Raw genomic sequence first — 25992 nt, forward strand, 5'->3', positions numbered from 1 at the left:
CTTGCCCGCCGCCGGGCCGGCCCGCGGGATGCGATAAATCGGCATGGCGCTTTCGGCCATCTCACACCCCCTTCCATGCCAGCCCCCGACTTCGCCCCCGACGCGCCGCTCTTCATCGTCCTGAATGCCGGCTCGGGCAAGCACGACAGCAACACGGTGCGGGCGGCCATCGAACGCGCCTGCGGCGAGGCGAACCGACGTCACCGCATCTTCCTGGTCGAAGCGCCGGGGCAGTTGCAGGCCTTCGCGCGCGAAGCGGTGGAGCGGGCGCGGGCCGCCGGCGGCATCGTGGTGGCGGCCGGTGGCGACGGCACCATCAACGCGGTGGCGCAGGCCACGCTGGGCAGCGGCTGCGCCTTCGGGGTGCTGCCGCAGGGCACCTTCAACTACTTCAGCCGCACCCACGGCATCCCGGCCGAGAACGAGGCCGCGCTGCAGGTGCTGCTGAACGAGCCGCCGCGCGCGGTACAGGTCGGCCTGGTGAACGACCGGGTGTTCCTGGTGAATGCCAGCCTCGGGCTCTATGCCCAGTTGCTGGAAGAGCGCGAGGCGGTCAAGCGCGAATACGGCCGCAGCCGCGCCATCGCGTTCGGCGCGGCCGTGCTCACGATGCTGCGCGGCGGCCATCGCTCCTGGCACTTGCGGCTGGTGCTGCACGGCCAGGAGCGCGAGCTGCGCACCCGATCGCTGTTCGTCGGCAACAACGCGCTGCAGCTGCACCAGGTCGGCATCAACGACGCGAACGCCCCGGAAGAAGGCCAGCTGGCCACCATCGCCGTCAAGCCCGGCCCGTGGTGGTCGCTGCCCGGTCTGCTGATGCGTGGCGCGCTGGGTCGGCTCGGCGGGGCCGACGACGTCCTGAGCTTTCCCTTCGCTTCGATGACGGTCAAGCCGGCGGGCCGGCGGGGCCGGCAGCGCATCAAGGTGGCGACCGACGGCGAGCTTGGCTGGCTCGACATGCCGCTGCTCTTCCGCGTCGCGCCCGAGCCGCTGTGGCTGATCAAGCCGGCCGTGGCACCGGAACTGGAGGCCGCGCGCTCATGAGTGTCCTTCTGCAGATCTCGGACCCGCACTTCGGCACCGAGCAGGCGCCGGTCGTCGCGGCGCTCGAGGCGTTGGTGCACGACACGCAACCCGCGGTGGTCGTGCTGTCGGGCGACATCACCCAGCGCGCGACACGAGCGCAGTTCGCCGCGGCGCGCGCCTTCATGGATCGGCTCCGGGTGCCGTGGGTCGCCATTCCCGGCAACCACGACATCCCGCTGTTCCAGCTGGGCGCGCGGCTGGTCACACCCTACGGCCGCTACACCGAAGCCTTCGGCGCCGAGCTGGAACCTGAATTCCTGTCGCCCGACTGGCTGGTCGTCACGGTGAATACGACGCGCTGGTACCGGCACACGAATGGCGAGGTGTCCGAGGCGCAGATCGAACAGGTCGCGCGGCGGCTCGAACGCGCGACGCCTGCGCAGGTGCGCATCGTGGTCACGCACCAGCCGGTGCTCGTGACGCGGCCGGAAGACCGTGGCAACCGCCTGCGCGGCGCCGACGCCGCCTTGCGCCGATGGGCCGCGGCCGGGGCCGACGTGGTGATGGGCGGCCACATCCACCTGCCCTTCGTGCGCCCGGCGCACGACGCCGACGCCGGCCTGCCGCGCGCGCTCTGGACGGTGCAGGCCGGCACGGCGGTGTCGTCGCGGGTGCGCGGCGGCCAGCCCAACTCGGTCAACCTGCTGCGGCTCGGCGGCGCATCGGGCTCGCGCAGTTGCACGGTCGAACGCTGGGACCATGCCGCCGCCGAGGGCCGTTTCGTACCGGGCAAGGTGCACACGCTGGCGCTGGCGGATGCCTGACGCGCTCGGGACGCCTTGGCTGGTCTCCCTGGCGGGCGCCGTGGCGCCGCATGCCTTGCCGATCTTTCTGCTCGCGCTGCTGACGGCTGTGGTGGCCGGAGGTGTCGCCTGCGGGGGGCTTCAGCGCCGGCGCGCCGCCCTCGCCGCCGAGACCGAGCCCCGACCGCCGCGGCTCGTGCTCAGCCTGGCACTCGGCTTCGCCGCCATCGTCACCGCCGCGGCGCTGTTCGCGGGGATCGCCGAGCAGGCCACGCCGACGCACACGCTCGGCCGCGCCGACCAGGTGCTGGCCGACGGCATCGCCGCGACGCTGCCCTGGGCAGCGCTGCGCGCTTTCAGCCTGCTCACGCATTTCGGCGACCCCGCGGTGCTGATCGCCCTGGGTGTCGGTGTGGCCGCGGCGCTGCTGTGGCACCGCCACACCGGCCTGGCGTTGGGCTGGACGCTCGCGCTGGGCGGCAACGCCGTGCTCAACCCGACGCTCAAGCGGCTCTTCGAGCGGTCACGGCCGGTGCATGAACACGGCCTGGCCGTCGAGGGCGGCTACAGCTTTCCGAGCGGCCACAGCTCGGGCGCGATGGTGGTCTACGGCATGGCGCTGTACCTCGCGCTGCAGCTGCTGCCGCCGCGCTGGCATGCGCCGGCCGTGATGGCGGCCATCGCGGTGATCCTCACCACCGCCTGCAGCCGCATCTTCCTGCAGGTGCATTTCGCCAGCGACGTGGTGGCCGGCCTGCTGACCGGACTGGCCTGGCTGCTCGTGTGCGTGGGCAGCCTCGAATATGCGCGCCACCGCAAGCGCCGCCGCTGACCCCCGCATCCGCCGCATCCCCTTCCAGGAACACCGCGGAACCGGCTTTGCCGGGCCGCCGGTGTTGCCCCCTCGAGGGGGAGGCGGCTACACGAAGTGAGCCGCATCGGGGGTGGGTCAATACTCCCAGAAGATGCGCTGCAGTTCCTTGGTGTCCGAGGTTTTAGTCAGCGCCACCATCGCCAGGATGCGTGCCTTCTGCGGGCGCAGGTCGTGCGCCACCACCCAGTCGTACTTGTCGTCCGGCTGCTCGGCGTTGCGGATGACGAAGCCGTCGGGCACGCGCGAGCTGCGGATCACGACGATGCCGTCGGCGCGCACCTTCTGCAGGCTGGGCACGATGCGGTCGGCCACCGAGCCGTTGCCCGGCCCGCCGTGGATCAGCGCCTTGATGCCGCTCTTGCCCAGCGCGTCGATGGCCGTCGTGGCCACGCCCTCGTAGCCCATGGCGATCTCCACCGGCGGCAGCGACTTGATGGTGTCGATGTCGAACTCCGAATTCATCGTGTGGCGCTTGACCGGGGCGCGGAACCAGTAGTTGCGGCCTTCGACCACCATGCCGAGCGACCCCCACTGGCTCACGAAGGCGCTGGGCTTGATGTTGAAGTTCTTGCTGACGTCGCGGCCGCTCTCGATGCTGTCGTTCATGGTCAGCAGCACGCCCTTGCCCATGGCGTCCTTGCTGCCGGCGACGCTGACGGCGTCGTACAGGTTCAGCGCGCCGTCGGCCGACAGGGCGGTGCCGGGGCGCATCGACGCGACCATCACGATGGGTTTGTTCGTGTGCACCGTGAGCGTCAGGAAGTACGCGGTTTCTTCCACCGTGTCGGTGCCGTGCGTGATGACGATGCCGTCGACGTCCGGCTGCTTGGCCAGCGCCGAGACACGCTGGGCCAGCACCAGCAGGTTGTCGTTGGTCAGGCTTTCCGAGGCCACCTGGAACACCTGTTCGCCGCGCACGTTGGCGATCTTGCCCAGCTCGGGCAACCCGGCGATGAGCTTTTCGACGCCGACCTTGGCCGCCGCATAGGTGGCGCTGTTGACGGCCGAGGCGCCGGCACCGGCGATGGTGCCGCCGGTGGCCAGGATCACGACGTTGGGCAAGGCGGCCTGGGCGTGGGCCACCGCGGCGGCGGCGAGCAGCACCGCGGAAGCGGCGAGGCTGCGCAGGCGGGAAGAGCAGATCATGGTGTGCGTCCTTGTGATTGATGGAGAAATCGGAGAGCCGCTATTGGGATACAAGAACAGTGCCCGCGGCGCCGATGGGCCATGCAGAGACGACATCCCATGATGCGCCGCTCGCAACACGGAGGTCCACGTGGGGGGCGGTACCATCGTCACCGCGCCGTGCATGGCGCCGCTGCTCACCTTGCCTACCGTGGAAACTCCCGCCGCCCCCGCCACCCGCCCTCAGGACATGCCTGCGCCCGACGGGCCGCTGTCGCGGGCTCGGCCCGGGCGCGAACGCATCATGGCGGCGATCCGCGAAGCGGCCATCGCCGAGTTCAGCCTGCACGGGCTCAAGGGCACGTCGACCCAGGCCATCGCACTGCGCGCCGGCATCACCAAGCCGCAGCTGCACTACTACATCGCCGGCAAGGAAGAGCTCTACGAAGAGCTGCTGATGCAGGTGCTGCATGCCTGGAAGGTGGTGTTCTCCTTCGACCAGGCCGCCAATGGGCCGGCCGCCGTGCTGAGCGACTACATCCGCAAGAAGCTCGACCACGCCTTCGACCACCCCGAGATGTCGCGCATCTTCACCCGCGAAGTGCTCGACGGCGGCAAGAACCTCGAAGGCTACTGGCCGAATTCGCAGGCCTGGACGCAGAAGAAGATCGACATCATCAACGGCTGGATCGCGCGCGGCCTGATGCGCCCGCTCGACCCGCGCCTGCTGCTGCAGCACATCTGGGCCATGACCCAGTACCACGCCGACTACGCGCTGCAGGCGCGCGTGATGATGGGCAGCGGTGCGGAGACGCCGATCGACCGCGAGCTGGTGGCGCGTGAGTTGACCGCCTTGGTGCTCGGCGGAATCAAAGCCTGACCCCCGGCTCGCCCACGGCGTGCCTCCGACATTGCGGCTCGCATGCGCCACGCTGGTGCAATGACCTTGGCACGCCCTTTGCATCAATCTGACCACTTGCTCTGATTAAGTGGTCAAACACCATGCGCGTGCTCGTCGTCTACTGCCATCCGGTCGAAACCAGCTTCGCCTCGGCCCTGCACCAGGAGGTGCTGGTCAACCTGCGCGCCGCCGGGCATGAGGTGGACGACTGCGACCTGTACGCGGAAGGCTTCAACCCGGTGCTGTCGCGCGAGGAGCGCCTGGGCTACCACGAGGTACCGAGCAACCGCATTCCGCTGCAACCCTACATCGACCGGCTGAATTGGGCCGAGGCCATCGTCTTCTGCTTTCCGACCTGGTGCTTCGGCCTGCCCGCCATGCTCAAGGGCTTCTTCGACCGGCTCTTCATGCCCGGCGTGGCCTTCGACATCAGCGACCCGGCCAACGTGAAGCCGATGCTCACGCACATCCAGCGCATCTCGGCCGTCGTGACCTACGGCCGCCCGCGCTGGGTCGCCTGGTACATGGGCGACCCACCGCGCAAGATCGTCACGCGGTACATGTTGCGGCTGACCGGTCAGAAAGCGCGCGTCGACTACCACGCGCACTACCACATGAACATCGCGACCGAGCCGCAGCTGACGCGCTTCAAGGCGCGCGTGGGCCAGGCGATGGCGCGGTTCGCCTGAGTACCGCATGCACATGCCGACGCTGATCGACAACCTGCGGCTGCCGCGCTGGCTGCTGCCGACGGACTGGCCGCTGCAGGACGGCGTCCCCGCGCTGGCGCGCCTCGCCATCGACGCGGGCCGCGTGCGGTCGGTGCAACCGGCCGCGCAGGCGCCAGTGCCTTCCGCCGCGGCCTGGGATGCCGCCGGCACGCTGGCCCTGCCCGGCTTCGTCGACGCCCACACGCACCTCGACAAGGCCTTCACCCTGCCGCGCATGAAACAGGTGCAGCCGGGGCTGCTCGGCGCCATCGACGCGATGCTGAACGACCGCGTGCACTGGACGCCTGTCGACGTGCGCGAGCGCGCTGCGCGCGGCCTGCAGTGGGCCTGGGAATGCGGCACCACGCATCTGCGCACGCATGTCGACTGGTGGGAGCCCGACACGACGCCGATGGCCTGGCCCGTGGTGGCCGAGCTGGCGCAGGAATGGGCGGGCCGGGTGCGCCTCGAACAGGTGAGCCTGATCAAGCTGCCGCTGTTCGAAGACGCGGACCAGGCGATGCGCCTGGCCCGGCAGGTGAAGGCCACCAGCCCGCACGCGTTGCTGGGCGGCTTCGTGCACTCCACCAACTGGAGCGAGACCGCGCTGCGCCACCTGCTGGTGGCCGCGCAGGCTTGCGAGCTCGACGTCGACCTGCACGTCGACGAGGAACTCAACGCCGCATCGGTCGGCCTGCAGACCACCGCCCGCCTCCTGCGCGAGATCGGCTACGAAGGCCGCGTGGTCTGCGGCCACGTCTGCGCGCTGGCGGCGCAGCCCGAGGCGCAGGCGCTGGCCACGCTCGACGCGGTGGCGCGCGCGCCGATCACCATCGTCTCGCTGCCCGCCACCAACCTGCTGCTGCAGGACGCCGTCACCGGCCGCACGCCGCGCCAGCGCGGCATCACGCTGGTGAAGGAAGCGCGCGAGCGCGGCATCCCGCTGCTGTTCGCGAGCGACAACGTGCAAGACCCTTTCTGCCGCCTCGGCAGCTTCGACCCGATCGAGGCGCTGGGCACGGCCGCCCTCGTGGCACAACTCGACGAGCCCTTCGACACCTGGTCGGAGGCGCTGTGCCGCAGCGACTGGCTCCAGCGCGCGCCCGCCGCCCGCCCGACGCTGGTCGGTGCCCCGGCCGACCTGGTGCTCTTCACCGACGCCGACCGCCACGGCTGGCCCTCGCGCAGCGCGAAGCGCGTGGTGCTGCGCGACGGCCGCGTGACGCAAGGCGACGCCACGCCCTTCCTTCCCCGATAGCGACACGACACGACACGACACGACAAGGACCCCCATGCTCCACGGCTACATCCCCCCGCACCGCTTCCTGCCCTACCTGAGCTGGACCGAGATCGACGCGCTGCCCGACCGCGAGAACACCGTCATCGTGCTGCCCTGCGGCGCCATCGAGCAGCACGGCCCGCACCTGCCCTGCTCGGTCGACAGCGTGATCAGCTCCGGCGTGATGGGCAAGGCGCTCGAGAAACTGCCCGCCGAGGTGCGCGCCTTCGCGCTGCCGACCATCACCTACGGCAAGTCGGAAGAGCACCTGCACTTCCCCGGCACCATGACGCTGACCGGCACCACGCTGCTCGCGACCATCATCGAGATCGGTGAGTCGGTCTACCGCTCGGGCTTTCGCAAGCTGCTGTTCGCCAACGGCCACGGCGGCCAGCCGCAGGTGCTGGAGATGGCCGCGCGCGAACTGCGCCTGCGCCATGGCGACTTCGTGATCGTGCCGCACGGCGTGTCGCGCCTGCCCAGCGCCGCCAGCCGGCAGGTGAGCGAGCAGGAGAAGAAGCTCGCCATGCACGCCGGCCATTCCGAAACGGCACTGATGCTGGCGCTGGCACCCGAGACGGTGCACATGGAACGCGCCGCGGCCAACTTCCCCCCGCCCTTCCCGATCAAGCTGCTGTCGCCCGACGGCCGCCCGGCCTGCGCCTGGACGGCGCGCGACTTCGGCCCGAGCGGCGTCATCGGCGACCCGACCAGCGCCACCCGCGCGCAGGGTCTGGAGATCCTCGACACGCTGTCCGACAGCTGGGTGCAGGCACTGACCGAGCTGTATGCCCTGCGCTGGATCGTGCGCGACGAGCCCACCTGGGGCCGTGGCCACGAAACCGGCTTCATCCAGACCGCCGAGGGGCTGCGCCACCCCGCCTGAGGCGCGCTCCTTGCATTGCTCCTTCGTCTTCCTTCGTCTTTCCCTCACGCATTTCCATCACCCCGCACTTCGAGAGGTCCACTCCATGCGCAAGCCTTCCGTCTTCCGTCTCGCCTCCCTCGCCGGCACCGCCGCGCTGGCCTTCGCCGCCGCGGCACCTGCCCAGGCACAGGACGCGTTCACCTACATGACCAACTGGTACGCGCAGGCCGAGCACGGCGGCTTCTACCAGGCCGTGGCCGAAGGCATCTACAAGAAGCACGGGCTGGACGTGACCATCAAGATGGGCGGCCCGCAGGTCAACATCACGCAGATGATGGCGGCCGGCCAGGCCGACTGCATCATGGGGTCGAGCGACATTCAGATGATGCAGGTGCGCGAAGGTGGCGTGCCGGTGGTCACCGTGGCGGCCTTTTTCCAGAAGGACCCGCAGGTGCTGATCGCGCACGAGGACGTCAAGAAGTTCGAGGACCTCAAGGGCAAGACCCTCCTGATCGGTGCGCAGGCACAGCGCGGCTACTGGCCGTGGCTGAAGGCCAAGTTCGGCTTCACCGACGAACAGACCCGCCCCTACACCTTCAACATCCAGCCCTTCGTCGCCGACAAGAACGCCGCGCAGCAGGGCTACCTCACGTCCGAGCCCTACGCCATCCAGAAGGCCGGCGTGAAGGCCAACGTGCTGATGTTCAGCGACCACGGCTTCCCGGCCTATGCGACCACCGTGTCGTGCATGGACAAGACCGTCAAGGACCGCAGCAAGCAGGTCGCCGCCTTCGTCAAGGCCTCGGCCGAAGGCTGGAAGAGCTACCTGGCGAACCCGGCGCCGGCCAACGCGCTGATCAAGAAGGACAACCCCAACATGACCGACGACCAGCTGGCCTACAGCGTCGCCAAGCTCAAGGAGATGGGGATGATCACCGGCGGCGACGCGGCCAAGCTGGGCATCGGCGTGATCACCGACGCGCGCTCGAAGGCGAGCTACGACTTCCTGGTCGCCTCGAAGCTGCTGGACCCGGCCAAGATCGAACTCACGAAGACGTACACGACCGAGTTCATCAAGGACGCCAAGGTCCTGCCCTGAGCGCGCTCCGCCCACGCCCTGAAACCCAGGGGCCGGCCGCACGCGGCACGGCCCCCTCGAAAGGCTCTTGAATGAACCGCGTCGAACCCGACACCCTCGCACCGCCGACCGAGTGGGCCCACGCCACGCCGGCGGTGGAGATCCTGTCCGCCGAGAAGACCTACCCGAACGGCACGCAGGCCCTGCTGCCGGTGGACCTGACGATCGCCGAGGGCGAGTTCATCACCTTGCTCGGCCCCTCGGGCTGCGGCAAGAGCACGCTGCTGAAGATGGTGGCCGGCATGCTGGAGCCCACCGATGGCCGACTGCTGGTCTGGCGCAAGCCGGTGCAGCAGGTCGACGAGAGCGGCCACAAGATGGCCTTCGTCTTCCAGTCGCCCACGCTGATGCCCTGGGCCAGCGTGCAGACCAACGTGCGCCTGCCGCTCGACCTGGCCGGCGTGCCGCGCCAGGAAGCCGACGCGCGCGTGGCCGAGGCGCTGGAACTCGTCGGGCTCGACAAGTTCGCCGGCGCCCTGCCGCGCGCGCTGTCGGGCGGCATGCAGATGCGCGTGTCGATCGCACGCGGCCTGGTGACGCAACCCGACCTGCTGCTGATGGACGAACCCTTCGGCGCGCTCGACGAGATCACGCGCCACCGGCTCGACGCCGACCTGCTCGACCTGTGGCGCCAGAAGAAGCTCACGGTGATCTTCGTGACGCACTCGATCCACGAGGCGGTCTTTCTCTCCAGCCGCGTGATCATGATGGCCGCACGGCCCGGCCGCGTGGTGGAACAGTTCACCATCGACGAGCCCTACCCGCGCACGCCCGACTTCATGGTGTCGCCGCAATTCAGCCGCTACGCCAAGCAGTTGCAGGACAGCCTGCTGCGAGCGAGCAACGCCCACGAGGAGTCGAGCCGATGAGCGCCGTCGCATCCCGTTCGCGCCCTGCCGTACGCGTGCCTTTCCTCAAGCAGCCGCGCGTGCAACGCGTGTTCTATCCGGTGATGGTCGGCGTCGTGCTGGTCGCGATCTGGCAGGGCCTGGTGACCGGCATGGAACTGCCACCCTACCTGGTGCCCTCGCCCTACCTGATGATGGAAACGCTGATCAAGGACTGGGTGCCGCTCGGCAATGCCCTGCTGGTCACGCTGAAGATCACGCTGCTGTCCTTCGTGCTGGCGACCGTCGCGGGGGTGCTGATCTCCTTCCTGTTCGTCCAGAGCAAGCGCATCGAGACCGCGCTCTTTCCGTATGCGGTGCTGCTGCAGGTGACGCCCATCGTGGCGGTCGCACCGCTCATCATCATCTGGGTGAAGAACCCAGTCGCCGCGATGACGGTGTGCGCCGCGCTGGTGGCGCTGTTCCCGATCATCGCCAACACCACGCTCGGCCTGCGCAGCATCGACCCCGATCTTCAGAGCTACTTCAAGCTCAACCGCGCGACGCGCTGGCAGCAACTGGTGCGGCTGCGCATCCCGAGCGCGCTGCCGTACTTCTTCGGCGGGCTGCGCATCTCCAGCGGCCTCGCACTGATCGGCGCCGTGGTGGCGGAATTCGTCGCCGGCACCGGCGGCTCCGGCGCGGGCCTGGCCTACCAGATCCTGCAGGCCGGCTTCCAGCTCAACATCCCGCGCATGTTCGCGGCCCTGCTGCTCATCTCGCTGACCGGCGTGGGCCTGTTCGTGCTGATGGCGTGGCTGTCCAAGCTCGCGCTGGGCTCCTGGCACGCCAGCGAGATCTCTCAAGATTGACCCGACCCTTGCCATGAACGCTCCCGTCTCCCCCATCGAGCAACTGCAACTCGAACTCCCCGACCTCGACTGGATCAACGACCCGGGCCGCGTCGCGCGCCTGTCGCAGGACTTCGCCTGGTTCAGCCCGGTGCTCAAGCGCCAACTGGAAGACAAGCGCGCCGACACCGTGGTGCGCCCGCGCACCGAGGACGAGATCCGCCGCCTGGTCGGCGCCTGCGCGCGCCGCAAGCTGCCGATCACCATCCGCGGCAGCGGCACCGGCAATTACGGCCAGACCACGCCGCTTGCCGGTGGCGTGGTGCTCGACATGACCGGCTACAACGCGATGTGCTGGGTGCGCGGCGGCACGGCCCGCGCGCAGGCCGGCATCCGGCTGGGCGACATCGAGAAGGCGACGCGGCCGACCGGCCACGAATTCCGCTGCATCCCGTCGACCTTCCGCAGCGCCACGCTCGGCGGGCTGTTCGGCGGCGGCTTCGGCGGCGTCGGCTCGATCAACTACGGGCCGCTCGGCGCGCCCGGCAACGTGCTGGGCATCCGCGCGATGAGCATCGAGCCCGAACCGCAGATCGTCGAGCTGCGCGGTGCCGAGGCGCTGCGCATGCACCACCTGTGGGGCACCAACGGCCTGGTGCTGGAAGTCGAGGTGGCGCTGGCGCCGGCGCGGCCGTGGCTGGAAACGCTGGTCACCTTCGAGCGCTTCGACACCGCGCTGGCCTTCGCCGACGCCTTGGCGCGTGCACCGGGCATCGACAAGCGCGAGGTCGCCTTCTTCGGCAGCCCCGTGCCCGACCACCTGGGCCAGCTCGCCGAGTACCTGCCGAAGGGCTGCCATGCGGTGCTCTCGCTGGTCGACGAGCCGGCGGAAGATGCGTTGAAGGACCTGGTCGCTGCGCACGGCGGCACCGTGACCTACCGCCGCGATGCGGCCGAGGTGGCGAAGAGCAACCGCACGCTGATGGAGTTCACCTGGAACCACACGACGCTGCATGCGCTGCGCATCGACAAGTCGCTGACCTACCTGCAGAGCAGCTTCACGCCCGGCCAGTACATCCAGCAGATCACCGAGATGGAAGCGCTGCTGGCCGGCGAGGTGATGATGCACATCGAATTCCTGCGCAACATGGACGGCCTGCTCAGCTGCAGCGGGCTGCAGCTGGTGCGCTTCACGACCGAGGAGCGGCTGAACGACATCATCCGCATCCACCGCGAACGCGGCGTGCGCATCAACAACCCGCACACCTTCATCGTGGAAGACGGCAAGGCCGGCGGCGCGCTGCCGCCGGAGATTCTGGCGGTGAAGCAGCGCTTCGACCCACTGGGGCTGCTCAACCCGGGCAAGCTGCGCGACTGGCCGGTGGTGTCTTCATGAGCTCGGGCAACGTGCCGGTCATGGGTGCGCCCATGGCGAACTACGCCGCCGCCAAGCGCGTCGGTGACTTCGTCTTCATGAGCGGCGTGGTGGCGGTCGACCCGGCACGGCGCCAGGCGGTCTCTTCGTACGACGACCTGCCGCCGATCGCCCGCGACGAGCTGCGCACGCTCGGCTATGTCACCGGCCAGATGTCGGTGGACGTGTACGAGGCGCCCATCGTCGCGCAGAGCTGGTTCGTGCTCGAACGCATCCGGCAACTGGCGGCGGAACACGGCGGCACGATGAACGACGTGGTGAAGCTGGTGCAGTACTTTCGCGACATCCGGCAGTACCCCGCGTACAACCGCGTGCGCGGCTTGTTCTACCCGGGCGAGCCGCCCGTCAGCACGGTGGTCGAGGTGTCGCGCTTCCTGCCGGGCGACGCGCTGGTGATCGAGATCGAGGCGACGGCCTACCTGCCGCGCTGACTGCCCGCGCGGCGCCGTTGCCACACGGCCACGACCACCGCCAGCAGCGACAGGCCCCACAGCGGCCACAGCCCGAAACGCGACACCCACACCGCATAGGGCGTGCGGCCGGCGCGACCTTCGACCTCGGCGGTGAGCACGCCACGCGTCAGACGCGGCAGCGCATCGGTCACGCGGCCGCGGTGATCGATGACGACGGTGGCGCCGGTGTTGGTCGCGCGCACCATCGGCCGCGCGAACTCGAGGGCGCGCATGCGCGAGATGGCCAGGTGCTGGTCGATGGCGACGGTGTCGCCGAACCACGCGATGTTGCTGACGTTGAGCAGGATGGTGGGCGCCGTCGCCGCATCGCGGAAGTTGGCGCCGATCTCGTCGCCGAACAAATCCTCGTAGCAGATGTTCGGCGCAATGCGCTGGCCCTGCCACACGAACGGCGCCTGCGCCAAGCCACCGCTGCGGAAGTCGCCCAGCGGGATGTTCATCAGGTCGGTGAACCACCGGAACATGCCCGGCACGAATTCACCGAAGGGCACCAGGTGGTGCTTGTCGTAACGGTAGGGCTGCGCCTCGCCCGGCTTGAAGCCGAGCACCGAATTCCGGTAGCCGGCGAAGTCATGGCTCGCCCCGCCCATGCCGACCACCGGCAGCCCGACGATGGCCGCCTGCGTGCCGCTGCCGTAGCGTGCCGCGATCGCCTCGAGATAGCCCGGCGGAAGTTGCGACGACAGCAGCGGCAGCGCCGTCTCCGGCGTGATCACCAGCGGCGCGGTGGCGTCGCGCAACTGCTCGCCGTACCAGCGCAGCGCGGTGGCGATGCCAGCGCCGGGCACGAACTTCTCGTCCTGCGGGATGTTGCCTTGCAGCAGCGCGACGACGAGTTTGCCGCGCGCGTTGGAGGGTGCATCCGGGTCGTCGCGCAGCAGATCGAGCGCGTACGGCACCACGACCAGCGCGACGATCAGTGCTGCAGCCGCGGGCCACGTCCGGCGGCGCAGCGCCAGCACGGCCATCGCCGCGATTACTGCAGCGACCGCGCCGATGCCATACACACCGAGCCACGCGGCATGCACGGCCAGCGGACCCTCGACATGCGCATAGCCGCCCGCGCCCCAGGGGAAGCCGGTGAACCAGTGGCCACGCAGCAGTTCACCCAGCGTCCAGAGCGCAGCGAACACGACGGCCGCGCCCACTGGATGCGTCGGTGCAACCGCCACGAACACGCCGCACGCCACCGCGTAGTACAGCGCGAGCGCTGCAGCGAGGGCCAGCACCGCGGTGGCCGCGAGCGGCGCCGCCAGCCCGCCGTAGGTATGCATCGAGACGAAGAGCCACCAGAAGGTGCCGCAGAGCCAGACAGTGGAGAAGAGCCAACCATGCAGCACGGCGCTGCGCCAGCGCTTCGGCCGGTGGTCGACGCGCAGTGCGTCGAGCTGCCAGACCAGCACGGCCAACGACAGCAGCTGCAGCCACCACAGCGGGCGGCCATTCCACGGGGCGGCGATGGACGCCGCCTGGGCCAGGCCGGCGAGCGCGACAACGCCCAGGTGCAACACGAACGCGGTGCGTGACGGCGCGCCCTGCGGGGCGCCCGCCGGGGTGAGCGGCGCCGTCAATCGGATGCGTCGCTGCCGCGCGCCGGCGAGACCTTGAACCAGCGCACCGCGCCGCCCTTGGTGTGCAGCACGACGAAGTCGAAGCCGCCGAGCGCATGGTGCTCGCCCTTCTTCGGCACGTGGCCCATCTCGTGCGCGATCAGGCCGCCGATGGTGTCGAAGTCCTCGCTCAGCGCTTCGTCGTCGAAGGTGATGCCGAAGGCTTCGGCCACGCGCTCGATGGGCGTGTCGCCCGAGACACGGTAGGTGTGGTCGGCCAGCCCGAAGATGTCGCCTTCATCCTCGGGGATGTCGAACTCGTCCTCGATCTCGCCGACGATCTGCTCGAGCACATCTTCGATGGTGATCAGCCCGGCCACGCGGCCGAACTCGTCGATGACGATCGCCAGGTGGTTGCGGTTGCCGCGAAACTCGCGCAGCAGATCGTTCAGGCCCTTGCTTTCGGGCACGAAGGTCGCGGGCCGCAGCAGCGCGCGGATGTTGAGCCCCGGGGCGCGCTGCAGCTTGAGCAAATCCTTCGCCAGCAGGATGCCGATGATGTTTTCCTTCTCGCCCTCGTAGACCGGAAAACGCGAGTGGGCGGTGTCGATCACCCCGTGCAGCAGCGTGTCGTACGGCGAATCGATGTCGATCAGGTCCATGCGCGGCGCAGCGACCATCACGTCGCCGGCGGTCATGTCGGCCATCCGCAGCACGCCTTCGAGCATCACACGCGATTCGGCGCCGATCACGTCGTTGTCCTCGGCGTCGGCCAGGGTTTCGATCAGCTCGTCGCGAGAATCCGGTCCGGGGTGGATGAATTCGGCCAGCTTCTGGAGGAAGCCGCGTTTGTCTTCCCGTTCGACGGGTGTGCGTTCAGGGTGAGGGTCGGCCACTGCGGGAGGGCGAAGTTGGGGAGGCCCTAGGATACCGGATTGATTTGTCGCAGCGCGTTGGCGGCCCGCTCAAGGCGCGGACTTCTCGCGCGCGGCGCGCATCCCGCTGCGCACTTCCTGCACGCTGGCCAGGAAAGACCAGAACTGCTTGGCGCGGGTCTTCAGCTGGTAGTCGACCTCGGCGAAGTGCTCCAGCGCGATCTCGTTCAGGCGGCTGTCGAGTGTCGGCGACGGCAACTGCAGGTGGGCCTCGGATTCGGAGCCGCTGCGCACCACGGTGGCACCGGCCTTGCGGGCGATCTTCAGCATCGCTGCGTTCTCGCTCAGCGCATGGATGAACAGCATGCCGACGCCTTCGTTGCGTGCCACGACCACGGCGCGCTCGAACAGGCGAGCACCGTAGCCCCGGCCGCGCGCGTGCGCCGCCACGGAGACACCGAACTCGGCGCATTCGCGCGGCTGGCCGGCCGGCGCAAAGGCGACGTGCGCCATCGCAATCAGTTCGAGGCGGCGGTTGTAGATGCCGAAGAGTTCGTCACGCTCGAAATCCAGGCCGTCGACGTAGCGCTGCACCTGCTCGTCCGATGCGGCGTAGCCGAAACGCAGGTAGCGGTCCTGCGGGCTCAAGACCAGCAGATGGCCGGCGATGCGGCTGCGTTCGCGCGGGCCGATGCTGCGGATCGGCACCATCACGGGTGCCGGCGTGGCGCGACCGCGCGCCTGGGCGTCGACGACCGGGGCCTTCAGGAAGGATCCGAGGCCGAGCGAGGCGCGGAGGAAGGCCTTGGCGGGGTTCATGCGTCGAATATAAGGGTTTATCCCTAGATCACAAGATACCGGTTTCACAGAGCGAGACGGAGCGCACGGATTGGAGTGCTGGCTCCAAAATTTCCCGGGAAATGTTGCGTTCGCGCATCCTTTGACGCTGCGATGGCCCCGCGCACAATGGCCCTTTTTCCTGTCTTCCAAGGAGTCGACGATGTCCCGTTTTTCTTGCTTCCGGCCCCTGGCGGCCCTGGCCCTCGGGGCCATGCTCAGCGGCTGTGCCATGGCGCCAGGCGCCAGCACCGCACCGTCACGCCTGGACACCGTGCAGAAGTCGACCACGCTGCGCATCTGCTCGCCGGGCGACTACAAGCCCTTCAGCTTCCAGCAGGCCGACGCGCCCTTCGAGGGCATCGACGTCGATCTGGTGACCGCATTCGCGGGCAGCTTGGGCGCAAAGCCGGTATGGGTCAAGACCACCTGGGCGAACCTGCTGCCGGACCTGGTGGCCGACAAGTGCGACATCGCGGTGGGCGGGGTATCGGTGACGACCGAGCGGCAGAAGCGGGCCTTCTTCAGCGCGCCCTACATGGTCAACGGCAAGACGCCGATCGCGCGCTGCACGGATGTTGCGAAGTACCAGACCGTGGCCGCCATCGACCAGCCCCAGACACGGGTCATCTTCAACCCGGGCGGCAGCAACGAGCGTTTCGCGCGCGCGAATTTCAAGCGCGCAAAGATGACGATGCACGGCGAGAACGTGACGATCTTCGACGAGATCCTGGCCAACCGCGCCGACGTGTTCGTGACGGAGTCCGCCGAGGCCATCACCCAGCAGCGCCTGAAGCCGGGCCTGTGCGCGATCAACCCCGAGAAGCCCTTGCAGTACGGCGAGATGGGCTGGATGCTGCCGCGCGACGATGTGGCGTTCAAGGCGTATGTCGACCAATGGCTGCATCTGTCCCAAGCAGGCGGTGACATGCAGCGCGTGATGGACCGCTGGCTCAAGTAGGTCCGGCTGGACCCTGGGGCAAGCCCCGGGGCCGCATCGATGCGCCGACTTGCACAATGCCCCTGCAAAGGAGCACGCATGCAGTCATCGGTGTTGAAGAGCTATCCGGCCGGGGTGCCGCACGACGTGCATCCGGAGCAATACCGCTCGCTGGGCCAGATGTTCGACGAGTCGTTCCTGCGGCATGCCGATCAACCCTTCTCGGTCTGCATGGAGCGCTGGATGCGCTACGGCGAACTCGACCGGCAGTCGAAGGCGCTCGGCGCCTGGCTGCAATCGCTGGGGTTGGAGCCTGGCGCACGGGTGGCGATCATGCTGCCGAACATCCCGCAATTCGCCGTCACCATGTGTGCGGTACTGCGCGCCGGCTACACCTGTGTGAACGTCAATCCGTTGTACACCGCGCGCGAGCTCGAGCACCAGTTGAAGGACTCGGGCGCGACGGCCATCGTCATCCTCGAGAACTTCGCGGCCACCCTGCAACAGGTGATCGACCGAACGCCACTGCGACATGTGGTGCTGACGGCGATGGGCGATCTGCTGGGTGGCGTGTATGGGCGCTGGATTACGCTGGCGGTGCGGCATCTGGCGCGTATGGTGCCCCCCTTCAAGCTGCCGCTCGACGAGCGAGACGTCACGCCATTCACGCAAGCGCTTGCGGAAGGGCGCGGCCGCACACTGGCAGCAGACACGAGCACCCTCGACAGTGTCGCCTTCCTGCAATACACGGGCGGTACCACCGGCCTGTCCAAGGGCGCGGTGCTCAGTCACCGGAACATCGTGGCCGCCACGCTGCAGGCGGAGGCATGGTTCACGCCCGCCCTGGCGCGGGCTGGCGACCTCTCGAAGGTCAACAGCATTGCGGCGCTTCCGCTGTATCACATCTTCGCGCTCACGCTATCGCTGCTGGCGATCCGGCAAGGATCGCATCTGACCTTGATTCCGAACCCGCGGGATTTCGGCAAATTCGTCGCCGTGTTGAAGAAGCGGCCCTTTCACATGCTGCCGGCAGTCAACACGCTGTTCAACGCGCTGCTGATGCACCCGGAATTCAGCAAGCTCGACTTCTCGAGCTTGTTGGTGTCCCAGGCCGGAGGCATGGCCGCGTCCGAAGGCACCGCGCAGCGATGGTTCGAGGTCACCGGCTGCCCGATGATCGAGGGCTGGGGCATGAGCGAGACGTGCGCGATCGGCACCAACAACCCGGTCGACAGCCGCCGCTTCAGCGGCAACATCGGTCTGCCGTTGCCAGGCATCGAGATCGCGATCAAGGACGACCAGGGGCGCACTCTGGCCGAAGGCGAGACGGGCGAGCTCTGCATCAAAGGGCCCAACGTGATGGTGGGCTACTACAACCAGCCGGCAGAGACGGCGGCCGCTTTCACCGCCGATGGCTTCATGCGCACCGGCGACATCGCGCTGATGCAGCCCGACGGTTACAGCCGGATCGTCGACCGCAAGAAGGACATGATCCTGGTGAGCGGCTTCAATGTGTTCCCGAACGAGTTGGAGAACGTCATCTCGCTCTGCCCTGGCGTCCTGGAATGTGCGGCGATCGGCATACCGGATGAGAAGCAAGGCGAGGCGGTAAAAGTCTTCGTGGTCCGCAAGGACCCTGCGCTGACGGAGGAGGCGGTCATGCGCTATTGCGCCGAGGCATTGACGGGTTACAAGCGCCCGCGCCAGGTGGAGTTTCGCGACGCACTTCCGAAAAGCAATGTGGGGAAGATCCTGCGGCGGCAGTTGCGTGCCACGGCCACGCCGCGGCCGTGAAGCCGGAACTGCCGAAGGGCGTCACCGTCTTCGAGCGCGGTTGGCTTTCGTCCAACAACGTCTTGCTCGAGGGTGCGTTGCCGACACTGGTCGACAGCGGGTATGTCACGCACGCGGCGCAGACCGTGGCGCTGGTGGAAGCAGAACTGGGGGATCGGCCGCTCGGGCTGTTGATCAACACCCATCTGCACAGCGACCATTGCGGTGGGAATGCGGTGTTGCAGCAGCGTTTTCCGGCCCTGCGTACGGAGATCCCGCCGGGCGACGCTGCAGCGGTCGCCGCATGGGATGTCAGTGCGCTCAGCTATGAAGCCACCGGGCAGCAATGTCCGCGTTTCGACATTCAGGGCACCTTGCGCCCTGGTGAACGGCGCCGACTTGGCGATCGACTGTGGGACATCTGTGCTGCACCGGGACATGACCCGCACGCCGTGGTGCTGTTCGAGCCGGAAAGCAGGACGCTGATTTCGGCGGATGCCTTGTGGGAGAACGGCTTCGGCGTGGTATTTCCTGAACTGCTTGGGGAGCCATCGTTCGACGAGGTTGCCGCTACGCTCGACATGATCGAGGCGCTTCGACCCGAAGTCGTGATCCCCGGTCATGGCGCTGTCTTCAGGACTGTGTCCTCGGCTTTGGCGACTTCACGGCGGCGTCTCGAAGGTCTGGCCGCAGATCCGGTTCGTCATGCTCGGCACGCGTTCAAGGTGCTGATGAAATTCAAGTTGCTCGAAGCCCAGACCATAACGCCGGCCGCCTGGCGCATTTGGTGTGACAACACACCTTACTTGCGCACCATCCATTCACGGTTTTTCGGAAGCGGGAGCTTTACGCAGCTTGCAGAGGACGTGCTTGACGATCTGGTGCACTCGGGCGCTGCAGGCCGGGCGGTAAACCGCATCTGGAATGCTTGAATTAGCGCGACCGAATTCGATCGCACAAATAAGAAAGCCCCAACCGATTGGTTGGGGCTTTCTAGGCTGTAAGAGCCTGACGATGACCTACTTTCACACGGGAACCCGCACTATCATCGGCGCTGACGCGTTTCACTGTCCTGTTCGGGATGGGAAGGAGTGGTACCACGTCGCTATGGTCATCAGGCATAAAGGGTTGTTGTGCTGATCACATGATCAGCACAACGAATTCATAGAGTTTGGAATCAGCTTTTGGCGAATTATTTTGAATGCGTCAACTTGGCATAACACCTTGATCTGACTGATCAAAGTTATAGGGTCAAGCCGCACGAGCAATTAGTATCAGTTAGCTTAACGCATTACTGCGCTTCCACACCTGACCTATCAACGTCCTGGTCTTGAACGACTCTTTAGGGGGCTCAAGGCCCCGGCAGATCTCATCTTGAAACGAGTTTCCCGCTTAGATGCTTTCAGCGGTTATCTCTTCCACACTTAGCTACTCGGCAATGCCACTGGCGTGACAACCGATACACCAGAGGTGTGTCCACTCCGGTCCTCTCGTACTAGGAGCAGGCTTCCTCAAATCTGCAGCGCCCACGGAAGATAGGGACCAAACTGTCTCACGACGTTTTAAACCCAGCTCACGTACCTCTTTAAATGGCGAACAGCCATACCCTTGGGACCGGCTACAGCCCCAGGATGAGATGAGCCGACATCGAGGTGCCAAACACCGCCGTCGATATGAACTCTTGGGCGGTATCAGCCTGTTATCCCCAGAGTACCTTTTATCCGTTGAGCGATGGCCCTTCCATACAGAACCACCGGATCACTATGTCCTGCTTTCGCATCTGCTCGACTTGTCAGTCTCGCAGTTAAGCACGCTTATGCCATTGCACTATCGTCACGATGTCCGACCGTAACTAGCGTACCTTCGAACTCCTCCGTTACGCTTTGGGAGGAGACCGCCCCAGTCAAACTGCCTACCATGCACTGTCCCCGATCCAGATAATGGACCTAGGTTAGAACCTCAAACACACCAGGGTGGTATTTCAACGTTGGCTCCACAAGATCTAGCGACCCTGCTTCAAAGCCTCCCACCTATCCTACACAGATCTGTTCAAAGTCCAATACAAAGCTACAGTAAAGGTTCATGGGGTCTTTCCGTCTTTCCGCGGGGAGATTGCATCATCACAAACATTTCAACTTCGCTGAGTCTCAGGAGGAGACAGTGTGGCCATCGTTACGCCATTCGTGCAGGTCGGAACTTACCCGACAAGGAATTTCGCTACCTTAGGACCGTTATAGTTACGGCCGCCGTTTACTGGGACTTCAATCAAGAGCTTGCACCCCATCATTTAATCTTCCAGCACCGGGCAGGCGTCACACCCTATACGTCCACTTTCGTGTTTGCAGAGTGCTGTGTTTTTAATAAACAGTCGCAGCCACCGATTTTTTGCAACCCATTCATGCTTCGTTGTTCACTACACACTAATAGGGCACACCTTCTTCCGAAGTTACGGTGTCAATTTGCCGAGTTCCTTCTCCTGAGTTCTCTCAAGCGCCTTAGAATACTCATCTCGCGCACCAGTGTCGGTTTGCGGTACGGTCGTATATAGCTGAAGCTTAGTGGCTTTTCCTGGAACCTCGTTCAGTCACTTCACGGACAAGTCCGCTCGATCGTTGGCCTCGGTATATGTGCACCGGATTTGCCTAATGCACGCCTACATCCAACTAAACCAGAATAATCCAATAACTGGATGACCTATTAAGATCCGTCCCCACATCGCACTATATATCGGTACAGGAATATTGACCTGTTTCCCATCAGCTACGCATCTCTGCCTCGCCTTAGGGGCCGACTCACTCTACGCCGATGAACGTTGCGTAGAAAACCTTGCGCTTACGGCGAGGGGGCTTTTCACCCCCTTTAACGCTACTCATGTCAGCATTCGCACTTCTGATACCTCCAGCACGCTTTACAACGCACCTTCACAGGCTTACAGAACGCTCTCCTACCACTTGCAATAAATTGCAAATCCGCAGCTTCGGTAACTGGCTTAGCCCCGTTACATCTTCCGCGCAGGACGACTCGATCAGTGAGCTATTACGCTTTCTTTAAATGATGGCTGCTTCTAAGCCAACATCCTGACTGTTTTAGCCTTCCCACTTCGTTTCCCACTTAGCCAATTTTAGGGACCTTAGCTGGCGGTCTGGGTTGTTTCCCTCTTGAGTCCGGACGTTAGCACCCGGTGCTCTGTCTCCCAAGCTGTACTCATCGGTATTCGGAGTTTGCCTTGGTTTGGTAAGTCGCCATGACCCCCTAGCCAAAACAGTGCTCTACCCCCGATGGTAATACTTGAGGCACTACCTAAATAGTTTTCGGAGAGAACCAGCTATTTCCAAGTTTGTTTAGCCTTTCACCCCTATCCACAGCTCATCCGCTAGTTTTGCAACACTAGTCGGTTCGGACCTCCAGTACCTGTTACGGCACCTTCATCCTGGCCATGGATAGATCACTTGGTTTCGGGTCTACACCCAGCGACTGATCGCCCTATTCGGACTCGATTTCTCTACGGCTTCCCTATTCGGTTAACCTTGCCACTGAATGTAAGTCGCTGACCCATTATACAAAAGGTACGCAGTCACCCCTTACGAGGCTCCTACTTTTTGTAAGCACGCGGTTTCAGGATCTATTTCACTCCCCTCCCGGGGTTCTTTTCGCCTTTCCCTCACGGTACTAGTTCACTATCGGTCAATGATGAGTATTTAGCCTTGGAGGATGGTCCCCCCATGTTCAGACAGGATTTCTCGTGTCCCGCCCTACTTGTCGTTAGCTTAGTACCACACAGGTCATTTCACGTACGGGGCTATCACCCGCTATGGCCAGTCTTTCCAAACTGTTCCGTTATGTCTTGTGCTATCACTAACAGGCTTCTCCGATTTCGCTCGCCACTACTTTCGGAATCTCGGTTGATGTCTTTTCCTCGAGCTACTGAGATGTTTCAGTTCACCCGGTTCGCTTCGCATGACTATGTATTCATCATGCGATACCTTTGCAGGTGGGTTTCCCCATTCGGAAATCTCCGGATCAAAGCTAATTTGCCAGCTCCCCGAAGCTTATCGCAGGCTATCACGTCCTTCGTCGCCTATCATTGCCAAGGCATCCACCACGTGCTCTTATTCACTTGACCCTATAACTTTGACGTTTCTTTCGAAACTACAAAATCATTTCAAGGAATATGTCAGGTCTTTCACCTGACGCGTTATGCCGTTACATTCAAAAATCGATTTGACTCGAAATTGAAGTTTCTTTTGACGCAATCAAAAATTCTATGTTGCTGATGGCACGGTCTGCACTAAACCTTTACGAATGTGCAGTTTCCATCAGCAACGCTGATTCGACTCTATGAATTTTTAAAGAACAGCCGATTGATCAAGAGATCTCGATCAACAACAAAGAAGCCTCATGCTCACGCACAAAGCTGCTTTGGTGTTGAATTTAAGTATCGATTTATTGGTGGAGGATGACGGGATCGAACCGACGACCCCCTGCTTGCAAAGCAGGTGCTCTCCCAGCTGAGCTAATCCCCCAAAACTCTCACACGAGAAATCAGAAGATTTGGTGGGTCTAGTTGGGCTCGAACCAACGACCCCCGCCTTATCAAGACGGTGCTCTAACCAGCTGAGCTACAGACCCAATCGAGAATCAATGAAGATTTCGACTTCTTCCAACAACCGATAAGTGTGGGCGTTTAAATTAAATTGCTGTTTCCAGAAAGGAGGTGATCCAGCCGCACCTTCCGATACGGCTACCTTGTTACGACTTCACCCCAGTCACGAACCCTGCCGTGGTAATCGCCCTCCTTGCGGTTAAGCTAACTACTTCTGGCAGAACCCGCTCCCATGGTGTGACGGGCGGTGTGTACAAGACCCGGGAACGTATTCACCGTGACATTCTGATCCACGATTACTAGCGATTCCGACTTCACGCAGTCGAGTTGCAGACTGCGATCCGGACTACGACTGGTTTTATGGGATTAGCTCCCCCTCGCGGGTTGGCAACCCTTTGTACCAGCCATTGTATGACGTGTGTAGCCCCACCTATAAGGGCCATGAGGACTTGACGTCATCCCCACCTTCCTCCGGTTTGTCACCGGCAGTCTCATTAGAGTGCCCAACTAAATGTAGCAACTAATGACAAGGGTTGCGCTCGTTGCGGGACTTAACCCAACATCTCACGACACGAGCTGACGACAGCCATGCAGCACCTGTGTTACGGTTCTCTTTCGAGCACTAAGCCATCTCTGGCGAATTCCGTACATGTCAAAGGTGGGTAAGGTTTTTCGCGTTGCATCGAATTAAACCACATCATCCACCGCTTGTGCGGGTCCCCGTCAATTCCTTTGAGTTTCAACCTTGCGGCCGTACTCCCCAGGCGGTCAACTTCACGCGTTAGCTTCGTTACTGAGTCAGTGAAGACCCAACAACCAGTTGACATCGTTTAGGGCGTGGACTACCAGGGTATCTAATCCTGTTTGCTCCCCACGCTTTCGTGCATGAGCGTCAGTACAGGTCCAGGGGATTGCCTTCGCCATCGGTGTTCCTCCGCATATCTACGCATTTCACTGCTACACGCGGAATTCCATCCCCCTCTACCGTACTCTAGCTATACAGTCACAGATGCAGTTCCCAGGTTGAGCCCGGGGATTTCACAACTGTCTTATATAACCGCCTGCGCACGCTTTACGCCCAGTAATTCCGATTAACGCTTGCACCCTACGTATTACCGCGGCTGCTGGCACGTAGTTAGCCGGTGCTTATTCTTACGGTACCGTCATGATCCCTCTTTATTAGAAAGAGACTTTTCGTTCCGTACAAAAGCAGTTTACAACCCGAAGGCCTTCATCCTGCACGCGGCATGGCTGGATCAGGCTTTCGCCCATTGTCCAAAATTCCCCACTGCTGCCTCCCGTAGGAGTCTGGGCCGTGTCTCAGTCCCAGTGTGGCTGGTCGTCCTCTCAGACCAGCTACAGATCGAAGGCTTGGTGAGCCTTTACCTCACCAACTACCTAATCTGCCATCGGCCGCTCCATTCGCGCAAGGTCTTGCGATCCCCTGCTTTCATCCGTAGATCTTATGCGGTATTAGCACAGCTTTCGCTGCGTTATCCCCCACGATTGGGCACGTTCCGATGTATTACTCACCCGTTCGCCACTCGCCACCAGGATTGCTCCCGTGCTGCCGTTCGACTTGCATGTGTAAGGCATGCCGCCAGCGTTCAATCTGAGCCAGGATCAAACTCTATAGTTCGATCTTGATTTTGCGCCCGACCTCGCGGTCGAGCAAAACTCACAAAAACGGAATTGAAGTGAACTTCACTTCTATTCTCATGAGCGTTTAAAGTCTTGCGACTTGTTCCGAAGAACTTGGCAATTACCTTCAAACGCCCACGCTTATCGGCTGTAGATTTTTAACGAACCCGAAGCGACTTGTCGTCTGCTTCGTCTTGCTTTGCTGCGATCAGCGAAGCCTTGTAGTCTATCACGGTTCTTTAAGTGCCGTCAAACTTTTTTCGCTTTCAACATCTTCGTTTCGCACCTCGCAACTTGTCGCTGCGAGACGCTGAAGCTGTTTCAGCGGAGCCTTCGATTATGACTTGGTTTTGATAACCTCGTCAACCATTTTCTAGCTCTTCGCGACATCCTGATGCTCTGCGCACTCCGGAGGTCACCGGGGACACACGCTTCGCTTGTTCGGACCAGTCCGTCGGGCTTCGCCGTCTAGACCTGGTCAGGCACACTTTTCAGGTGTCTACACAAATAAGAAAGCCCCAACCGATTGGTTGGGGCTTTCTAGGCTGTAAGAGCCTGACGATGACCTACTTTCACACGGGAACCCGCACTATCATCGGCGCTGACGCGTTTCACTGTCCTGTTCGGGATGGGAAGGAGTGGTACCACGTCGCTATGGTCATCAGGCATAAAGGGTTGTTGTGCTGATCACATGATCAGCACAACGAATTCATAGAGTTTGGAATCAGCTTTTGGCGAATTATTTTGAATGCGTCAACTTGGCATAACACCTTGATCTGACTGATCAAAGTTATAGGGTCAAGCCGCACGAGCAATTAGTATCAGTTAGCTTAACGCATTACTGCGCTTCCACACCTGACCTATCAACGTCCTGGTCTTGAACGACTCTTTAGGGGGCTCAAGGCCCCGGCAGATCTCATCTTGAAACGAGTTTCCCGCTTAGATGCTTTCAGCGGTTATCTCTTCCACACTTAGCTACTCGGCAATGCCACTGGCGTGACAACCGATACACCAGAGGTGTGTCCACTCCGGTCCTCTCGTACTAGGAGCAGGCTTCCTCAAATCTGCAGCGCCCACGGAAGATAGGGACCAAACTGTCTCACGACGTTTTAAACCCAGCTCACGTACCTCTTTAAATGGCGAACAGCCATACCCTTGGGACCGGCTACAGCCCCAGGATGAGATGAGCCGACATCGAGGTGCCAAACACCGCCGTCGATATGAACTCTTGGGCGGTATCAGCCTGTTATCCCCAGAGTACCTTTTATCCGTTGAGCGATGGCCCTTCCATACAGAACCACCGGATCACTATGTCCTGCTTTCGCATCTGCTCGACTTGTCAGTCTCGCAGTTAAGCACGCTTATGCCATTGCACTATCGTCACGATGTCCGACCGTAACTAGCGTACCTTCGAACTCCTCCGTTACGCTTTGGGAGGAGACCGCCCCAGTCAAACTGCCTAC

19 protein-coding genes, 2 tRNA genes and 5 rRNA genes (1 of these 26 cut by a window edge) are annotated in these 25992 nt (G+C 63.7%); 15 read left to right on the plus strand and 11 right to left on the minus strand.

Annotated elements, in window-relative coordinates; genetic code table 11:
* Window positions 1–75 precede the first annotated feature (75 nt).
* Genes ACSFBE_RS21660 through ACSFBE_RS21670 form a run of 3 tightly spaced genes read left to right on the plus strand, consistent with a single transcriptional unit; the run spans window position 76 to window position 2661 of the window.
* Window positions 76–1044: a diacylglycerol/lipid kinase family protein gene (locus ACSFBE_RS21660; RefSeq protein ID WP_435492468.1), complete on the plus strand. Its 969-nt coding sequence runs from the start codon at window positions 76–78 to the stop codon at window positions 1042–1044.
* Window positions 1041–1850: a metallophosphoesterase family protein gene (locus tag ACSFBE_RS21665; RefSeq protein ID WP_435492469.1), complete on the plus strand. Its 810-nt coding sequence runs from the start codon at window positions 1041–1043 to the stop codon at window positions 1848–1850. Before ACSFBE_RS21660 ends, ACSFBE_RS21665 begins: the two co-directional genes overlap by 4 nt.
* On the plus strand, window positions 1843–2661 hold the full coding sequence (locus ACSFBE_RS21670) for a phosphatase PAP2 family protein (RefSeq protein ID WP_435492470.1): 819 nt from the start codon (window positions 1843–1845) through the stop codon (window positions 2659–2661). Before ACSFBE_RS21665 ends, ACSFBE_RS21670 begins: the two co-directional genes overlap by 8 nt.
* Before the next feature lie 117 nt (window positions 2662–2778).
* On the opposite strand, the gene ACSFBE_RS21675 is transcribed toward ACSFBE_RS21670, so the two are convergent.
* Complete coding sequence (locus tag ACSFBE_RS21675; protein ID WP_435492471.1) at window positions 2779–3849, minus strand: type II asparaginase; 1071 nt, start codon at window positions 3847–3849, stop codon at window positions 2779–2781.
* Window positions 3850–4078: 229 nt separating this feature from the next.
* On the opposite strand from ACSFBE_RS21675, the gene ACSFBE_RS21680 reads away from it, so the two are divergent.
* The 9 genes from ACSFBE_RS21680 (at window position 4079) to ACSFBE_RS21720 (ending at window position 12268) form a co-directional block, all read left to right on the plus strand.
* Window positions 4079–4708, plus strand: coding sequence for a TetR family transcriptional regulator C-terminal domain-containing protein (locus ACSFBE_RS21680; protein WP_435492472.1), 630 nt, complete (start codon window positions 4079–4081; stop codon window positions 4706–4708).
* Window positions 4709–4830: 122 nt separating this feature from the next.
* On the plus strand, window positions 4831–5418 hold the full coding sequence (locus ACSFBE_RS21685) for an NAD(P)H-dependent oxidoreductase (RefSeq protein ID WP_435492473.1): 588 nt from the start codon (window positions 4831–4833) through the stop codon (window positions 5416–5418).
* 7 nt (window positions 5419–5425) lie between these two features.
* Window positions 5426–6697, plus strand: coding sequence for an amidohydrolase family protein (locus tag ACSFBE_RS21690; RefSeq protein ID WP_435492474.1), 1272 nt, complete (start codon window positions 5426–5428; stop codon window positions 6695–6697).
* Between the two features lie 34 nt (window positions 6698–6731).
* Entirely contained in the window at window positions 6732–7604 is an 873-nt protein-coding gene (locus ACSFBE_RS21695; protein WP_435492475.1) for a creatininase family protein, read from the plus strand.
* Window positions 7605–7689: 85 nt separating this feature from the next.
* Window positions 7690–8685: an ABC transporter substrate-binding protein gene (locus ACSFBE_RS21700; protein WP_435492476.1), complete on the plus strand. Its 996-nt coding sequence runs from the start codon at window positions 7690–7692 to the stop codon at window positions 8683–8685.
* 71 nt (window positions 8686–8756) lie between these two features.
* Window positions 8757–9593, plus strand: a complete 837-nt coding sequence (locus ACSFBE_RS21705) for an ABC transporter ATP-binding protein (RefSeq protein ID WP_435492477.1) — start codon at window positions 8757–8759, stop codon at window positions 9591–9593.
* Window positions 9590–10423, plus strand: coding sequence for an ABC transporter permease (locus tag ACSFBE_RS21710; protein ID WP_435492478.1), 834 nt, complete (start codon window positions 9590–9592; stop codon window positions 10421–10423). Before ACSFBE_RS21705 ends, ACSFBE_RS21710 begins: the two co-directional genes overlap by 4 nt.
* A 13-nt stretch (window positions 10424–10436) precedes the next feature.
* On the plus strand, window positions 10437–11798 hold the full coding sequence (locus ACSFBE_RS21715) for an FAD-binding oxidoreductase (protein WP_435492479.1): 1362 nt from the start codon (window positions 10437–10439) through the stop codon (window positions 11796–11798).
* Complete coding sequence (locus ACSFBE_RS21720; RefSeq protein WP_435492480.1) at window positions 11795–12268, plus strand: RidA family protein; 474 nt, start codon at window positions 11795–11797, stop codon at window positions 12266–12268. The genes ACSFBE_RS21715 and ACSFBE_RS21720 overlap by 4 nt, the downstream gene beginning before the upstream one ends.
* On the opposite strand, the gene lnt is transcribed toward ACSFBE_RS21720, so the two are convergent.
* The 3 genes from lnt to ACSFBE_RS21735 form a co-directional block, all read right to left on the minus strand.
* Window positions 12253–13881 (minus strand): apolipoprotein N-acyltransferase, encoded by a 1629-nt coding sequence (lnt, locus tag ACSFBE_RS21725; protein ID WP_435492481.1) that lies wholly within the window; start codon window positions 13879–13881, stop codon window positions 12253–12255. The genes ACSFBE_RS21720 and lnt overlap by 16 nt on opposite strands.
* Complete coding sequence (locus ACSFBE_RS21730) at window positions 13878–14756, minus strand: HlyC/CorC family transporter (protein WP_435492482.1); 879 nt, start codon at window positions 14754–14756, stop codon at window positions 13878–13880. Before ACSFBE_RS21730 ends, lnt begins: the two co-directional genes overlap by 4 nt.
* 69 nt (window positions 14757–14825) lie before the next feature.
* Window positions 14826–15554 carry a GNAT family N-acetyltransferase gene (locus ACSFBE_RS21735; protein WP_435492483.1) on the minus strand — a complete coding sequence of 243 codons (729 nt, stop codon included), beginning with the start codon at window positions 15552–15554 and terminating at the stop codon, window positions 14826–14828.
* A gap of 181 nt (window positions 15555–15735) precedes the next feature.
* Here ACSFBE_RS21735 and ACSFBE_RS21740 point away from each other — a divergent pair, with 181 nt between their 5' ends.
* From ACSFBE_RS21740 to ACSFBE_RS21750, 3 genes are all read left to right on the plus strand, one after another.
* Window positions 15736–16533, plus strand: coding sequence for a transporter substrate-binding domain-containing protein (locus ACSFBE_RS21740; protein WP_435492484.1), 798 nt, complete (start codon window positions 15736–15738; stop codon window positions 16531–16533).
* 78 nt (window positions 16534–16611) lie between these two features.
* Window positions 16612–18306, plus strand: coding sequence for an AMP-binding protein (locus tag ACSFBE_RS21745; protein ID WP_435492485.1), 1695 nt, complete (start codon window positions 16612–16614; stop codon window positions 18304–18306).
* Window positions 18303–19217 carry an MBL fold metallo-hydrolase gene (locus ACSFBE_RS21750; RefSeq protein ID WP_435492486.1) on the plus strand — a complete coding sequence of 305 codons (915 nt, stop codon included), beginning with the start codon at window positions 18303–18305 and terminating at the stop codon, window positions 19215–19217. Before ACSFBE_RS21745 ends, ACSFBE_RS21750 begins: the two co-directional genes overlap by 4 nt.
* 74 nt (window positions 19218–19291) lie before the next feature.
* Here ACSFBE_RS21750 and rrf (ACSFBE_RS21755) read toward each other — a convergent pair.
* The 7 genes from rrf (ACSFBE_RS21755) to ACSFBE_RS21785 all read right to left on the minus strand — a co-directional run.
* Window positions 19292–19404 (minus strand): 5S ribosomal RNA (rrf, locus tag ACSFBE_RS21755).
* Between the two features lie 128 nt (window positions 19405–19532).
* Window positions 19533–22408, minus strand: a 23S ribosomal RNA gene (locus tag ACSFBE_RS21760).
* A 324-nt stretch (window positions 22409–22732) separates the two neighbouring features.
* Window positions 22733–22808, minus strand: a tRNA-Ala gene (locus ACSFBE_RS21765).
* Window positions 22809–22837: 29 nt separating this feature from the next.
* Window positions 22838–22914: transfer RNA gene (locus ACSFBE_RS21770), tRNA-Ile, on the minus strand.
* A 78-nt stretch (window positions 22915–22992) separates the two neighbouring features.
* Window positions 22993–24527, minus strand: a 16S ribosomal RNA gene (locus tag ACSFBE_RS21775).
* 555 nt (window positions 24528–25082) lie between these two features.
* Window positions 25083–25195: ribosomal RNA gene (gene rrf / locus ACSFBE_RS21780) — 5S ribosomal RNA — on the minus strand.
* Window positions 25196–25323: 128 nt separating this feature from the next.
* Window positions 25324–25992: ribosomal RNA gene (locus ACSFBE_RS21785) — 23S ribosomal RNA — on the minus strand (it continues 2207 nt past the right edge of the window).
* Together the 16S, 23S and 5S rRNA genes with 2 tRNA genes alongside form the textbook arrangement of a ribosomal RNA operon.

It is taken from the genome of Variovorax sucrosi (assembly GCF_051216635.1).
Taxonomy (GTDB): domain Bacteria; phylum Pseudomonadota; class Gammaproteobacteria; order Burkholderiales; family Burkholderiaceae_C; genus Variovorax.